The 16,466-nt window shown below is 72.9% G+C and carries 3 protein-coding genes (1 of these 3 only partly in view); all 3 read right to left on the bottom strand.

Going from position 1 to position 16,466, the window contains the following annotated elements; translation table 11 throughout:
* Nucleotides 1-32: 32 nt before the first annotated feature.
* Tightly spaced (each overlapping or abutting the next), the 3 genes in view from RM812_RS18795 to RM812_RS18785 form a layout consistent with a single transcriptional unit that may run on beyond the window.
* Nucleotides 33-5,318, bottom strand: coding sequence for a type I polyketide synthase (locus RM812_RS18795; protein ID WP_394816480.1), 5,286 nt, complete (start codon nt 5,316-5,318; stop codon nt 33-35).
* Entirely contained in the window at nt 5,318-10,705 is a 5,388-nt protein-coding gene (locus RM812_RS18790; RefSeq protein ID WP_394816479.1) for an SDR family NAD(P)-dependent oxidoreductase, read from the bottom strand. Before RM812_RS18790 ends, RM812_RS18795 begins: the two co-directional genes overlap by 1 nt.
* Nucleotides 10,702-16,466, bottom strand: partial view of a type I polyketide synthase gene (locus RM812_RS18785; protein WP_311573832.1) — the 3' portion only. The gene runs 709 nt beyond the window's last position; the window shows 5,765 of its 6,474 coding nt (coding positions 710-6,474); the start codon falls outside the window, past its right edge; its stop codon occupies nt 10,702-10,704. The genes RM812_RS18790 and RM812_RS18785 overlap by 4 nt, the downstream gene beginning before the upstream one ends.

The following is a 16,466-nucleotide window of genomic DNA, read 5'->3' as shown; positions in this document are numbered from 1 at the left end:
GTCGCCGGTCCGGCGCGGCTGACTTCCGGAGGTCATTCGGACAGGCCGAACCTGTTGTCGATGAGGTCGAGTACCTCCTGCGCCGACGCCTCGTCGAGGTCCAGGCCGGACGCCGGGCGTTCCCGCAGTCCCGACAGCAGACGGCGCAGACGGCTGCCGACCTCCGCCGTGGTCTCGTCGTCCGGTGCCAGCCCGGACGCCAGGGATTCCAGGCGGTCGAGCACCTCCAGGACCGGTGGCTCCGCCGTCGTGGGACCAAGTAACGAGTCCAGGTATGCGGCCAGTTCAGCAGCACTGGGCTGGTCGAAGATCAGTGTCGGCGGGAGCCGCAGCCCGGTCGCGGCGTTCAGCCGGTTGCGCAGTTCGATCGCCATCAGTGAGTCGAACCCCAGGTCGCTGAAGGCCCGTTCGGCCTCCACCGCTTCCGGCCCGGGGTGCCCCAGCACCGTGGCCGCGTGCGAGCGCACCACCTCCAGCAGCGCGCGCTGCCGCTCCTGTTGCGACAGCCCGGTCAGTCGGTCCGGCACATCGAGGGGTTCGGAGGTGCGGCGCGGTGCTCGCCGAACGACCAGTTCGCGCATCAGCGGCGGTACGGTCCGGGCTGCGGCCACGTCGAAACGTGCCGGCACCAGCAGCGCGTCGTCCCTCCTGAGCGCGGCGTCGAGCAGCGCGAGCCCCTCGTCCGGAGACAGGACCGCCGCGCCTGCCCTGACCAGCCGGTCCCTGTCGGTCTCGCTCATCCCGGCGGTCATTCCGAGGGCACCGCCCCACAGGCCCCATGCCAGTGACTGACCCGGCAGGCCCCGTGCCCGGCGCCGGGCCGCCAGGCCGTCGAGCACCGCGTTCGCCGCGGCGTACGCCCCCTGGCCCGGGCTGCCCAGAATTCCGGCCGCCGAGGAGAACATGACGAAGAAGGACAGCGCATGGTTCTCGGTCAGCTCGTGCAGTGCCTGCGCGGCGGTCGACTTGGAGCGCATCACCCGCTCGATCCGCTCCTCGGTCAGCGACTCGATCACTCCGTCGTCGAGTACGCCCGCCGCGTGGATCACCCCGCCGACACGGACACCCGTCAGTGCCTCGGTCAGCGCCTCGCGGTCCGAGACGTCCACCGCGGCCACGCGCGCCCCCAGTTCGGCGGCCAGCTCGGTGGCTCCCTCCGCGGCCGGTCCCCCGCGGCTGAGCAGCAGCAGCTTCCGCACGCCGTATGCGGTCACCAGGTGTCGGGCCACGAGGGCGCCGAGTCCGCCCGTGCCTCCGGTGATCACCACCGTCGTGTCCGGGTCCACCAGTGGTTCGGGCAGGGCGAGCGGCACGGTGGACCTCGCCCGGACCAGCCTCGGTGCCAGCATCCGGCCTGCCCGGACCGCGACCTGGGTCTCCCCGGCCGCGGCGGCTGCCGACAGCGCCGCGTCCTGATGTGTGCCGTCGGTGTCGACGAGCAGGAAGCGGTCGGGGTGTTCGGACTGTGCCGAGCGCACCAAGCCCCACACCCCGGCGCCCGCCAGATCGGTCACGTCCTCCCCCGGGGTCGCCGCCACCGCCGCACTGGTCATGATCACCAGTCGCTCCTGTGCGGGACGATCGCCGGCCAGCCACTCGTTCAGCAGCCGCAGCACCCGGCCGGCCTCGGCCGGCTCCGGGCCCCCGCCGCAACGGCGTACGACGAGAGCGACGCCGGACGGGTCGTCGGATGCCATCGCAGGGCGCCAGTCGAGCGTGAACATCGCCTGGTCCGACGGTGACAGGGCGGCCAGTGCGTCGGGCGCCACAGGCCGTACGGTCAACGACTCGACGGAGACGACCGGGTTGCCCGCCCGGTCGCTCGCCTCCAGGGTCAGGGCGTCCCGGCCCGCACGGGTCAACCGTACGCGGAGCACCGAGGAGTCCGTGGCGTGCACCGAGACCCCGGTCCACGCGAACGGCAGCCCGCCCTGGTCGTCGGCCGCGCGCAGGAACGCCGACGCGTGCAGGGCCGCGTCGAGGAGGGCCGGGTGCAGGCTGTGTGAAGCGCCGTCGTCGACAGCCACCTCGGCGTACACCGCGTCGTCCGTCCGCCATGCCGCGCGCAGCCCCTGGAAGGCCGGGCCGTAGTCGTAGCCCCGCTCGTACAGACTCTCGTAGGTGCCGGCGAGTGGGATCTCGGTGGCGCCCGGAGGCGGCCAGTGGGTCAGGCCCTGGCCCGGTGCGGCTTGCCGGGCCGACACCGTGCCTGTCGCGTGGCACGTCCAGTCAGGGCGCTCCGGAGTACGGGCGTACACCTTCACCGGGCGGATCCCCCCGGCATCGGTCGGGTCCAGTACGACCTGGAGCTCCGCCTCGCCCTCCTCGGGGACCAGCAAGGGCGCCTGGACAGTCAGTTCCGCCAGCACCGGGCAGCCGGCCAGTGCTCCCGCCGTGACCGCCAGGTCCACGAAACCGGCACCGGGGAACAGGGTCACGCCGGCGAAGGCGTGATCCGCCAGCCACGGCTGGGCCTGCCGGTCCAGCCGGCCCGTGACCACCAGCCGGTCGGAGTCCGGTGACTCGACCACGTCGTGCAGGATGCCGTGGCCGAGACCGCCGGTGGTGCGATACGTGTGCCCGCCGCGTCCGGCCGCGGCGGGCCAGTACCGCTTGTGCTGGAAGGCGTACGTGGGCAGGTGTACGCGACGTCCGGCACCGCCCGGCCATGCCTCCAGGTCCACCGCCGCTCCCTCCGTGTACAGCCTGCTCACGGCGGTGAGCAGCGCCATCGGCTCGGCGAGGCGCTTGCGCAGGACGGGCACCCATGGCACGGCCGACCGCGCCATGGCCGACAGGACAGCGTCGGGCCCGACCTCCACGCAGCGTGCGACGCCCTGGGTGGCGAGGCTGTCCGCACAGTCGCCGAACCTGACCGTCTCCCGGATGTTCGCGATCCAGTAGTCGGGCGAGCACAACTCGGCCGCCGTCACGAGCGTGCCGGTGACGGAGGACACGAACCGCATGGCCGGCGGGGCGAAGGTCACTGTCTCCGCCACGGCCCGGAACTGGTCGAGCATTCCGGCGACCAGTGGCGAGTGGAAGGCGTGGCTCACCGCAAGGCGTGTCGTGCGGATGCCGTCGGCGGCCAGTTGCGCGGCGGCCGCGAGCACAGGTTCCCCCCGGCCGGAGAGGACCACGGCGTCCGGTCCGTTCACCGCGGCGAGGGCGACCTGCTCGTTCAGGAAGGGCAGTACCGCCGATTCGGCGGCTCGTACCGACACCATCGCACCGCCGGCGGGCAGCGCCTGCATCAGCACAGCCCTGGCGGCGACCAGCCGGGCGGCGTCGGGCAGGGACAGCACTCCCGCTGTGTGCGCTGCGGCGAGTTCGCCGACGGAGTGCCCGAGGACGACGTCCGGTCGTACTCCCAGGGACCGCAGCAGGGCGGTCAGCGCCACCTCCACGGCGAACAGTCCGGTCTGGGCGAACTCGGTCTGCTCCAGCAGGTCCGGATCGTCGCCCCAGATGACCTCGCGGAGAGGGCGGGACAGACAGCGGTCGAGTTCGGTGGTGACTTCGTCGAAGGTCTCGGCGAACACCGGGAACGCCTCGTACAGTTCCCGGCCCATGCCGAGGCGCTGCGAGCCCTGGCCGGTGAAAGCGAACGCCGTGAGCCCGTCGGCCACGCCCGTTCCGACGCTCGTACCCGGGGCGGTGTCGCCCGCGGCGAGTGTGGCGAGGCCGGACAGCAGTTCCGCGCGGTCCTTGCCGGTCACCACCGCGCGGTGGTTCAGCACGGAGCGGGTGGTCGTCAGCGAGAACGCCACATCGGCGGGGTGCCAGTCCAGGCCGTCGCCGTCCTGGAGATGCGACAGGAGACGGCCCGCCTGTGCGCGCAGAGCCTGCGGGGTGTGCCCGGACAGTGGCCAGGCGACGGCCACAGGACCGGTGTCCGAAGGACCGGCCCGTCCGGCCTCGGGTTCGGGCACCGCCTCCGGCTCTTCGAGGATCACATGGGCGTTGGTGCCGCTGACGCCGAACCCGAAGACGCCGGCCCGCCTGGGCCGCTCACTCCTGGGCCAGTCCCTGGCCTCGGTCAGCAGTTCCACGGCTCCCGAGGACCAGTCGACCAGGCGGCTCGGTCGGTCCACATGGAGGGTTTTGGGGAGAACGCCGTGCCGCATCGCCAGAATCATCTTCATCACTCCGGCCACACCTGCGGCCGCCTGCGTGTGACCGATGTTGGACTTGATCGAGCCGAGGAGCAACGGCCGGTCACGGTCCTGACCGTAGGTCGCCAGCAACGTCTGCGCCTCGATGGGATCGCCCAGCCGCGTGCCCGTGCCGTGGGCCTCCACCGCGTCCACCTCGGACGGTTTCAGCCCGGCGTCGGCCAGGGCCTGTTCGATGACCCGTTGCTGGGAAGGGCCGTGGGGCGCGGAGAAACCGCTGCTCGCGCCGTCCTGGTTGACTGCGGAGCCGCGTACCACCGCGAGCACCGGGTGCTGGTTGCGGCGCGCGTCCGAGAGCCGTTCGACGAGGAGGAGGCCGACGCCTTCGGACCACCCCGTGCCGTCCGCCGCGTCCGCGAAGGACTTGCACCGGCCGTCCGGCGCCAGGCCCCGCTGCCGGCTGAACTCGATGAACGGCCACGGTTCGGCCATGACGGTCACACCACCGGCCAGAGCGAGCGTGCACTCCCCGCGCCGCAGGGCCTGCCCGGCCAGGTGCAGTGCCACCAGTGAGGACGAGCAGGCGGTGTCGATGGTGACGGCGGGCCCTTCGAGACCCAGTTCGTAGGCGATCCGGCCGGAGGCCACACTGCCGGCCTTGGCACCGCCCACGTAACCCTCGAAGTCCTCGGTCGACCGTTCGAGCACAGAGCCGTAATCGTGGTACATCACTCCCGTGAACACGCCGGTCCGGCTGCCGCGCAGGGCGGCGGGATCCATACCCGCGTGTTCCATGGCCTCCCACGCGGTCTCCAGCAGCAACCGCTGCTGCGGATCCATGGCCAGCGCCTCGCGCGGCGAGATCCCGAAGAACTCGGCGTCGAACAGGTCGGCGTCGTGCAGGAAGCCGCCTTCCCGGGCGTACGACGTGCCCCGGTGGTCCGGGTCCGGGTCGAAGATCCGGGCGAGGTCCCACCCGCGGTTGCCGGGGAAGCCGGAGACGGCGTCCTCACCGTTGGCGAGAAGTCGCCACAGCTGTTCCGGGGTGCGCACACCGCCGGGATAGCGGCATGCCATCCCGACGACCGCGATCGGCTCCTGCTCGGCGGCCTCGGCCGCGCGCAGCAGCTCCCGGGTCTCGTGCAGTTCGGCCGTCACCCATTTCAGGTGGTCGAGGAGGGTGTCATCGTTCATCGCGCCCATTACCTGCCAAACTCCTTCTGGATGAAGGCGAGGACTTCGTCCGCCGACGCCGACTGCAACTTCGCCGAGACGGTGCTTCTGTCCGGCCCCCGGGCCGGTCCCCTGCCGGGCCGCTCCGTCTTCTGTGCCCTCGCCGCGAGGTCGTCCCATCTCGTCATCAGTTCACGCAGGCGGTCGGCGATCCGCGCGTGTCCGTCGCCGCCCGGCGAGGACGCGGACAACAGCTTCTCCAGCCGGTCGACCTCGCTCAGCACGACGAGCGTCGACACCGGCTCGCCCGGACGGTCGTCGCTCCGGCGGCGTCGTAGTTCCGCCGCGACATGGCGGCTCAGGGCCATGGGGGTCGGGCAGTCGAAGATCAGGGTGGCGGGCAGCCGCAGGCCCGTGGCGGTGTTCAGCCGGTTCCGCAGCTCGACCGCGGTCAGCGAGTCGAACCCCATCTCCAGCAGGCCCTGTTCGGTGTCCACCCGCTCGGCACTGGAGAATCCGAGAATGGTGGCTATGTGAGTCCGGACCGCTTCGCTCACCTTCCGGTCCTGTTCCTGCGCGGGGAGACCGGCGAGCTGCTCCCTCAAGTCGACCGCGGTCGCCTCGCGGCGGGCCCGCCGGGTGGCCGGCCCGCTGAGCATGTCATGTACGTCACCTCGCGGCGCCGTGGTGTCCAGCCGCATGGCGACGACCACCGCCTCCTCCGCGGCCACCGCCGCGTCGAAGGACGCCAGGGCGTCGTCCGTGGACAGCGCGGCGATGCCGAACCGCGTCAGCCGCGCACGGTCGGCCGCGTTCATGCCCCGCGTCATCCCGCTCAGTCGCTCCCACGGACCCCATGCCACGGAAGTCGCCGGCAGGCCCGATGCACGCCGGTGCCTCGCCAGGGCGTCCAGACAGGCGTTCGCCGCCGCGTAGTTGGCCTGGCCCGCCGAGCCCAGAGTGCCCGCCACCGACGAGAACAGTACGAAGGCGTCCAGGTCCCGGGTCAGCTCGTGCAGGTTGCGGGCCCCGTCCGCCTTGGCCCGCAGCACCTTGTCCACCTGTTCGGGCGACAACGAGGACACCACGCCGTCGTCCACGACACCGGCGGCGTGCACCACACCGGTCAGCGGTCGGTCGGCCGGGATCGACGCGAGGACCTCTGCCAGGGCGGCACGGTCACCCACGTCACACGCGGCCGTAGAGACTTCGGCGCCGAGGTCGGACAGATGCGACAGGTCGGCGGCGTCCGCCGTCCCGCTCCGGCTCACCAGCAGCAGGTGACGTACCCCATGTGCCGTGACCAGGTGACGTGCCACCGCCGCACCCAGCACACCGGTCCCACCGGTGACCAGCACCGTGCCGCCGGAGCGGAAAGGTGAGGGGCCCGGTTCGAACCGCCCCAGCCGTTCCAGCCTCGGCACCGACGCCCTGCCGGAGCGGACGGCCGTCTGGGGCTCGGCGCAGGACAGAATCCCGGGCAGCGCTCGCAGTGACGCGTCCTCGTCGTCCAGGTCCACCAGGACGATACGCCCCGGGTGCTCCAACTGCGCCGAGCGCAACATGCCCCACACCGCCGCGCCGGCCGGGTCCGTGGCGTCGGGTCCCACGGCCTTTCGGGTCACCACCACCAGGCGTGACGCGGCCGCCCGGTCGTCGGCCAGCCACGACTGGGTCAGCCGCAGCACCCGGTCGAGCGAGGCGCGGATGTCCGGGTCGCCGTCCGCGCAGGACACCACCAGGTCGGACGCCCCGTCGGCCGAGACGAGGTCGGCGGCCCGCGGGGCGCCGAGCGCGGACGCGAGGCCCAGCCCGTCCGGGCCGAGCACCACACATGGAGAGGCGGACGCCTGGCCGGGCGTCGGGCGGCTTTCCCAACCCACTCGAAACAGCGTCTCCTTGGCGCGGGCCGCCTGGAGCCGGCGCGCCGACGTGGGCCGCAGGACCAGAGCGTCGATGGACAGCACTGCCGCCCCGGACCGGTCCACCGCGTACACGGTGAACTCCTCCGGGCCGATGGGCGAGAGGCGAACCCTCAGAGCTGTCGCCCGCGCGGCGTGCAGGCGGACTCCGCGCCATGAGAAGGGCAGCCGTGTGCCGTCACCGGTGAGGGTCAGCGCGGCCGCGTGCAGGGCGGCGTCCAGCAGCGCGGGATGCATCCCGTACCGCCCGGCGTCCACGGCCACGTCGTCGGGCAGGGCCACCTCGGCGAGGACGTCGTCGCCGTACCGCCACACCGCCCGCACCCCCTGGAACGTCCTTCCGTAGACGAGGCCGGCGGTGCGCAGGCGTGCGTAGAGTCCGGACACGTCGGCCGCTTCGGCGTCCTTCGGCGGCCACTCCGTCCGGGCCGGCTCCTCCGGACCGGGCCGGCCCTCGGCGAAAGCACCGCTCGCGTGCCGTGTCCATTCACTCGCTCCGACGGGGCGTGAGTGAATGCCGAACGCCCCGCCGTCCGAAGTCACCTGTAGTTCGACACGCCCCTTCTCCGGCAGCACCAGAGGCGCTTCGAGTGTGAGGTCCGCCAGTCCATCGCCCCCGGTGCGGTCGGCCGCGTGCAGGGCGAGTTCCACCATGGCGGCTCCTGGCAGTACTACGCTGCCGAGCACCTGGTGGTCGGTGAGCCACGGATGGCCGGCGCTCGAGAGCCGTCCCGTGAACACCGCGCCGCCGCTGGTGGCGAGCTCGACCGATGTGTCCAGTAGCGGATGCTCGGCGGAGGCTCGGCCGGGGCCGGTGTGCAGCCAGTACCGTTCGTGCTGGAAGGCGTAGGTGGGCAGGTCGACACGCCGGGCGCCGGTATCGGCGAAGAGGCCGGCCCAGTGCAGGTCGACGCCGCGGACGTGCAGGTCCGCCAGCGCCGTCAGCGCGGTCTCCGGTTCCGGACGGTCCTTCCGCAGGAACGGGATCGTCGCGACACCGTCGCTCGTCGCCGCCAGCACGGCGTCGGGCCCCAGTTCGAGGAACGTCGTCACACCCCGCGACTCCAGTGTGCGCAGTCCGTCGGCGAAGCGCACCGTCTCACGCACGTGCCGTACCCAGTGCTCCGCCGTGAACCGGGTGACCGGTCCGCCGTTCACGTTGGACACCACCGGGATCCGCGGGCGCCCGTACGACAACGCCTGGGCCACCCGTCGGAATTCGTCGAGCATGGGCTCCAGCAACGGCGAGTGGAATGCGTGGCTGACCCGCAGCCGCCGTGTCCGCCGGAACCGTGAGGCGATGGCGAGTACGGCTTCCTCGTCACCCGAGATCACCACCGCCGAGGGTCCGTTCACCGCCGCGATCGACACACGCTCGTTCAGCAGCGGCGCCACGTCCGCCTCCGGGGCGGCGATCGCGACCATGGCTCCGCCGGCCGGCAGTGCCTGCATCAGCCGGCCGCGTGCCGCGACCAGCGCGACAGCATCGTCCAACGACATCGCGCCGGACACATGGGCCGCGACCAGCTCACCGATCGAGTGCCCGGCCAGTGCGTCGGGGCGCAGTCCCCACGACTGCGCCAACCGGAACAGCGCGACCTCCACCGCGAACAGCGACGCCTGTGTGTAGGCGGTCTGATCAAGCAGAGCGGCATCCGTCATCGCCTCCCGCAGAGGCCGCTCCAGGTGACGATCGAACCGGGCGCACACCTCGGTGAACGCGGACTCGAACACCGGGAACCTCGCCGCCAGTTCCCGGCCCATGCCGACTCGTTGGGAGCCCTGGCCGGAGAAGAGGAAAGCCAGCTTCCCGCTCTTTGCCACGCCCCGTACCAGACCGGCCGCCGTGTCGTCACCGCGGGCCAGAGCCGACAGCCCGCGCAGGAAACCGTCCCGGTCCGCGGCGACCACGGCAGCGCGGTGCTCGAACGCCGAGCGTGTCGTGGCGAGCGACGCCCCCACATCGCTCAGGCCGAGGTGCGGCCTGGCCTCGACCGACGCGCGCAGCCGCGCGGCCTGCGCGCGCAACGCCGCTCCGCTCTTCGCCGAGAGCACCCAGGGCAGCACCTGTGCCGGGGCGCCGGCCGGAGCGGAGTACGCGGCCTCAGCGGCCTCCACGGCCTCCACGGCCTCCAGAATGACGTGCCCGTTCGTCCCGCTGATCCCGAACGACGACACGCCCGCCCGCCGCGGTCGCCCCGTGTCCGGCCACGGCTGCGCCTCGGTGAGCAGCCGGACCTTCCCGGCCGACCAATCCACGTTCCTCGACGGCTCATCCACGTGCAGCGTCCTGGGCGCGACGCCCCTGCGCAGCGCCATGACCGTCTTGATCACGCCGGCGATCCCCGCCGCGGCCTGGGTGTGGCCGATGTTGGACTTGACCGAGCCGAGGAGGAGCGGCCGGTCCCTGTTCTGTCCGTACGTGGCGAGCACCGCCTGTGCCTCGATCGGGTCGCCGAGTGCGGTACCCGTGCCGTGTGCCTCGACCATGTCGACCTCCGCGGCCGACAGTCCGGCGCCGGCGAGGGCCTCACCGATGACCCGCTGCTGCGCCGGGCCGTTCGGCGCCGTCAGTCCACTGCTGGCACCGTCCTGATTGACCGCGCTGCCGCGCACCACGGCCAGCACCGGATGCCCCTTGCGGCGCGCCTCGGACAGCCGCTCCGCCAGCAGCACGCCCACGCCCTCCGCGAACCCGGCGCCGTCCGCCCTGGCCGAGAATGCCTTGCACCGGCCGTCGGGGGCGGTGCCGCCCAGCCGTCCGAACTCGGTGAAGACGACCGGTGAGGCCATCACGGTGACTCCGCCGACCACAGCGAGGGAGCACTCGTCCCGGCGCAGCGCGTGGCTCGCCAGGTGCAGTGCGGTCAGTGACGACGAGCAGGCCGTGTCGACGGTCACCGCCTGTCCCTCGAAGCCGAAGGCGTATGACACCCGGCCGGACAGCACGGCCGAGGACGCCCCGGTGAGCAGGTATCCGTCCACACCGGCCGGTGCCTGACCGTTCGTCGGGCAGTAGTCCTGGCTGCCGCTGCCGACGAAGACACCGACCGGGGCGCCGCGCAGCGTCTCCGGGTCGATTCCGGCTCGTTCGAGGACTTCCCACGTGGTCTCCAGCATCAGCCGCTGCTGCGGATCCATGGCCAGCGCTTCCCGGGGGCTGATACCGAAGAACCCCGCGTCGAACTGGTCGGCGCCCCGCAGGAATCCGCCGGCGGACGGCGGACGCGTCGCCGGGTCAGCCGCTTCGTCGAGGTCCCAGCCCCGGTCGGCCGGGAACGGGGTGATCGCGTCCTGCCCCTCCTCGACCAGCCGCCAGAGGTCCTCGGGCGAGGCCACGCCGCCGGGGTAGCGGCAGGCCATCGCGACGATCGCGATCGGTTCCCGCTCCCGCTCCTCCATCTCGCGCACCCGTAGCCGGGCCTGGCGGGCGTCGGCGATCGACCGCTTGAGGTACTGGCGGAGTTTTTCGTCGTTCGACATGTGCGTCGTCACACTCCGGCCTGGTCGTCGACCATGTGGAACAGTTCGTCGTCGGTCGCCGAGTCGAGGTCGCTCCCGTCGGCGGGCGGGATGTCGTCCTCGTCCGACACGAGGGCTTTCAGCCGCGCCATCACCTGCGCGCGGGCCGGGGCGTCGGGGGCGAGCCCGGTCAGGCCGTTCTCCAGACCGTGCAGCGCGGCGAGCACGTCCTGCGCGTCGGCTCGGCCGTCCGGGACGAGTTGTGCGTGCAGGAACTCGCCGAGCGCGAACGCGCTCGGGTGGTCGAACACGAGGGTCGCGGGCAGCCGTAGGCCGGTGGCCTCCTTGAGCCGGTTGCGCAGTTCGACTCCGGTGAGCGAATCGAAACCCTGCTCCTGGAAGCCTCGCCTGGCCTTGATCTCGTCCGGCCCCGCGAAGCCGAGCACCGCCGCCGCGTGGCCGCGCACCAGGTCCACGAGCGTCTGGTGCCTTTCACCGGGCGGCAGTTGGAGCAGGCGTCGGGCCAGGGAGTGCGGATCGCCGGTGCTCCGTACGGCTCGCCGGGCCGGTGTGCCCAGTACGCCCCGGAGCATCGGAAACGGGCTGCCGCGCAGTGCGGCCGTGTCGAGTCTCACCGGCGCTGTCACCGGTTCGCCGGTGCGCAGCGCGGCGTCGAACAGGGCGAGACCTTCCCCGGTGGACAGGCCCAGCACCCCGCGCTGGGCCTTGCGTCGCAGTTCGGCCTCGCCCAGGTGGCTCGTCAGCCCGCTGCGCTCGCTCCACAGACCCCAGGCGAGCGACACCGCCGGCAGTCCGTGTGCGGTCCGGTGGTGGGCGAGCGCGTCCAGGAAGGTGTTGGCGGCCGCGTAATTCCCTTGTCCCGACGCCCCGAGCAGTCCGGCGACGGAGGAGAACAGGGCGAAGACCGCCAGGTCCGCTCCTCGGGTCAGTTCGTGCAGATGGCGCGCGGCGTCGAGCTTCGGACGGGTCACCGTGTCGAGCCGTCGCGGTGACAGCGACTCGATCACACCGTCGTCGAGGGCTCCCGCGGTGTGCACGACCGCGGTGAGCGGGTGGTCGGCGGGCACGGCCGCCAAGACGTCCGCGAGGGCGGCACGGTCGGCGACGTCGCACGCGGTCACGGACACGTCCGCACCGAGCTCCGTCAGTTCGGCCGCCAGGGCGTCCGCGCCGGGGGCCCGCATGCCCTGACGGCTGACCAGCAGGAGTCGCCGTGCGCCGTGTCCTGTGACGAGGTGCCGGGCCATCGCGCGGCCGAGCGTTCCGGTGCCACCCGTGACGAGCACGGTGCCCTGTGGGTCGAGCGCGGCGGGGACCGTGAACACGATCTTGCCGATGTGCCGTGCCTGGCTCATGTACCGGTACGCCTCGGGTGCCCGGCGGATGTCATAGGTGGTCAGTGGCAGATGTCGCAGGGCTCCCTTCTCGAACAGTTCCACGATCTCGCCGAGTATCTGCCCGATCCGTTCCGGGCCCGCGTCCAGCAGGTCGAACGCGCGGTACGTCACGCCCGGGTGCGCGGCGGCCACGTCGGCGGGCGGGCGGATGTCGGTCTTGCCCATGTCCAGGAACCGGCCGCCGCGTGGCAGCAGCCGCAGTGACGCGTCCATGAGGTCCCGGACCAGCGAGTTGAGCACGACGTCCACGCCCGCGCCCTCGGTGACGTCGCGGAACCGCGCCTCGAAGTCGGCCGTACGGGAGGAGGCGAGGTGCCGCTCGGACAGCCCGGCGGAGCGCAGCACGTCCCACTTCGCGGGTCCGGCCGTACCGAACACCTCGGCGCCGAGGTGCCGGGCCAGCTGGACCGCCGCCATGCCCACCCCGCCGGCCGCCGCGTGCACCAGGACGGACTCCCCCTGCCGCAGACCCGCCAGGTCGACGAGACCGTAGTACGCCGTCAAGAAGGCGGCGGGCACGGACGCGGCCTGGACGAACGACCAGTCGTCCGGCATCACCGCGAGGGTGCGCCGATCGACCACGACGACCGGTCCGGCGCCTCCGGCCATCAGCCCGAACACCCGGTCCCCGGGCCGGAGGTCGGTGATGTCGGGAGCGGCCTCCAGCACGACCCCGGCGCCCTCGGTGCCCATGACCGCCTCACCGGGGTACATGCCCAGGGTGATCAGCACATCGCGGAAGTTGAGCCCGGCGGCGCGCAGGGCGATCCGGACGTGCCCGGCGGGCAGCGGCTCGCGTGCCTGCGGGTGGTCGACCAGGGCGAGGCCGTCGATCGTGCCGGTCCGCGCCGTCTCCAGCCGCCAGGTGCGGGAGTCCGACGGCGGTGCCAGGCGGTCGGCCGGGGCGGCGCGGACCAGTCGGGGGGCGAGCAGGACGCCGCCGCGGACCGCCACTTGCGGTTCACCGGAACCCACCGCGTCGGCCAGCGCCCGGCCGCGGTCCGTCGCCGCCCCGTCCAGGTCCTCGGGGGCCTCCACGTCGACCAGTACGAACCGGTCCGGGTGCTCCGACTGCGCGGTTCGCAGCAGGCCCCACGCCGGCGCGGCGGCGAGGCCCGGTACGTCCTCTCCGTCCCGGGTGGCGACGGCGCCGCGCGTCAGCACCACGAGCCGCGATCCGGCCGACGCCTCGTCGGCGAGCCACCGCTGTGCGAGTTCGAGCGTCTCGCGCAGGGTCGTCCGCGTGTCGCCGTCTCGACCGTCGACCGGCGCGATCACGACTTCGGGTACCGCCTCCCCCAGCGCGTCCAGTCCGCTGCACACGTCCACCTGGGCTCCCGCCGCTTCGAGTCCGGCGCGCAGGCCGAGGGCGTCGGTCCCCAGGACCGCGCACCGGCCGGAGTACGGCGGCCCGGCCGCGACGGGCGTCCATCGCACTCGGTACAGCGAGTCGTTCGCCGCGCCCAGTTGTCCGGTGGTGACCGCCCGCGTCACGAGCGACCGCGCCGACGCCACCGGCTGTCCGGCGTCGTCGGTCACCTCGACGGCCACCGCACCGGGGCCGTCGGGCGAGATCCGGGCGCGCACACGGCCGGCGCCGATGGCGTGCAGGCTCACTCCGGCGAAGGAGAACGGCAGCCGGACCTGTCCGGTCCCGGCGAGCCCCTGCTCCAGGAGATCGGGCAGCAGGGCCTGAAGCACGCAGTCCAGCAGGACCGGGTGCAGCCCGAAGCCGCCGGTGTCGGCGTTCTTGGGCAGCTCCGCCTCGGCGAGGATCTCGTCACCGTGGCGCCACACGGCCCGCAGGCCGCGGAACGCGGGGCCGTACCCCAGTCCGACATCGCCCAGCCGGTCGTAGAAGCCGTCCAGGTCCAGCGGTGTGGCGCCGGCGGGCGGCCATTGCGTGACCGCCGCCGCGGGCACCGCCGGATCGCTCGGCGTCAGGGTTCCGACCGCGTGCCGGGACCAGCCGGTGCCCGGCGGCGCGTCCTCGGGGCGGCTGTGCACGCCCAGCGCCCGGTCACCCGACTCGTCCGCGGCCTCCACCGACACCCTGACGTGGACACCGGCCGTCTCCGGGAGCACCAGGGGTTTTTCCAGGGTGAGTTCGCGGAGGTGACCGCAGCCGACCTCGTCCCCGGCACGGATGGCCATGTCGATGAGAGCGGAGCCGGGCACGAGTGCCGTGCCGAACACGGTGTGGTCCGCCAGCCAGGGGTGGGAGCGCGGCGAGAGCCGTCCGGTGAGCACCACCCCGTCGGACTCCGGCAGTGCCAGCGCGGCGCCCAGCAGCGGGTGTCCGGTGGTGTCGAGCCCGTGGCCGGCCGCGTCGGCGGGTTCGGCGGTGTTCGTCAGCCAGTAGCGCTGTCGCTGGAAGGCGTAGGTGGGCAGGTCGACGTGCGGCCGGGGTGCGCCGCCGAACGCCCTGGTCCAGTCGATGCGGACGCCGGCGACATGGGCGTCGGCCAGGGAGGTGAGCAGACGCCGCAGGCCGCCCTCGTCCCGGCGCAGCGAGCTCACCGCGGCGATCTCCACGCCCAGCGCGTCGGCGGTGTCCTGCATGCCGACGGTCAGCACGGGGTGTGCGCTCGACTCGACGAAGGCGGTGAACCCGTCGCCGATCAGTGCCCGCACCGCGGTCTCGAAACGGACGACGTGCCGCAGGTTGCGGTACCAGTACCCGGCGTCCAGCGCGGTCGTGTCCAGCCGGGCCCCGTCCACTGTGGAGTAGAACGGAATGTCGCTCTCGCGCGGCGTGATGCCCGTGAGGCCGGCCTCGATCTCGGCGCGGATGTCGTCGACGTGCGCGGAGTGCGCGGCGAAGTCCACGCCGGCCAGTCGCCAGCGAAGTACGCCCCGGCGGGACAGTTCGCGCTCGAACTCGTCGAGGGCGTCGGCGTCGCCGGAGACCGCCACCGCGGCGGGACCGTTCACCGCCGCGACCCACAGCCGGCCGTCCCACGGTCGCAGCAGCGCCGTCACCTCGGCGGCCGGTGCGACCACCGAAAGCATCCCGCCCCGGCCGCACAGCCGCCGCAGCGCCCTGCTGCGCATCACGACCACCCGTGCCGCATCGCTCAGCGACAGTGCTCCGGCCACGCAGGCGGCCGCGATCTCGCCCTGGGAGTGCCCGACGACGGCCTCGGGCACCACGCCGTAGGAGCGCCATACGTCCGCGAGCGACACCATGATCGAGAACAGCACCGGCTGGACCACGTCGACCTGGTCCGCTCCCGGCGTGCCTTCGATGCCCCGCACCACGTCGAGGACCGACCAGTCGGCATACTCGCCGACCGCCTCGGCGCACTGCGCCATCCGGGCCGCGAAGACCGGTTCCGTGTCCAGCAGTTCTCGTGCCATCCCGGTCCACTGCGTGCCCTGGCCGGGGAAGACGAGGGCGACTCGGCCGGTCGCCGTCGCGGCACCGCGCATCACGTGGGCCGCAGGCGTGCCCGTGCCCAGCGCGTCGAGCCCGCTCAGCAGTTCCTCGCGGTCGTTGCCGACCACCACGGCACGGTGTTCGAGCACGGCACGGGTCGTGGCCAGGTTGTACGCGGCATCCGCGACCCGCACGTCCGGCGTGGCGCGCAGGAACCGGGCCATCCGGACCGCCTGGTCCCGCAGGGCGTTCTGTGTCTTGCCGGACAGCACCCACGGCACCAGGTCGGGGGCGGTGGCGGGCGGTGCCTCTTCCACCTCGGCCCCGGCCTCCTCGAGGATCACGTGGGAGTTCGTACCGGTGACTCCGAAGGACGAGACCGCGGCCCGCCTCGGGCGTCCGTCGTCGCGCGCCCACGGCACGTGCTCGGTGAGCAGTGCGAGGTTCCCGGACCAGTCCACGTGCGGCGAGGGGTCGTCCGCGTGCAGCGTCCTGGGCAGGACCCCGTGTCTGAGAGCCATCACCGTCTTGATCACGCCCGCCGCGCCCGCCGCGGCCTGGGTGTGCCCGATGTTCGACTTGACCGACCCCAGCCACAGCGGCCGCTGTCGCCCCTGGCCGTAGGTGGCGAGCAGTGCCCGTGCCTCGATGGGGTCGCCGAGCTGGGTCCCGGTGCCGTGCGCCTCCACCGCGTCCACGTCGGACGCGGCCAGCCGGGCGTCGGTCAGCGCCTGTCGGATGACCCGTTCCTGGGCCGGTCCGCTCGGTGCGGTGAACCCGTTGGAGGCACCGTCCTGGTTGACCGCGGAGCCACGGAGCAGGGCGAGGACGGGGTGTCCGTTGCGGCGGGCGTCCGAGAGGCGTTCCAGCAGGAGCAGGCCCACGCCTTCGGCGGAGCCGAAACCGCCCGCGTCCGCGGCGAAGGAGCGGCACCGGCCGTCCTGCGACAGCCCGCGTTGCCGGCCGAACTCGACGAACATCTCGGGCGAGGCCATCA

Source organism: Streptomyces lancefieldiae (assembly GCF_031845825.1).
In the GTDB taxonomy this organism is placed as follows: domain Bacteria; phylum Actinomycetota; class Actinomycetes; order Streptomycetales; family Streptomycetaceae; genus Streptomyces; species Streptomyces lancefieldiae.
The sequence above is the reverse complement of the archived record's forward strand: the minus strand, read 5'-3'. Positions and strand labels throughout refer to the sequence as shown.

Coding starts and splice junctions, on each gene's coding strand:
- RM812_RS18795 (WP_394816480.1), bottom strand. CDS start 5,318: ATGGGCGCGATGAACGATGACACCCTCCTCGACCACCTGAAATGGGTG.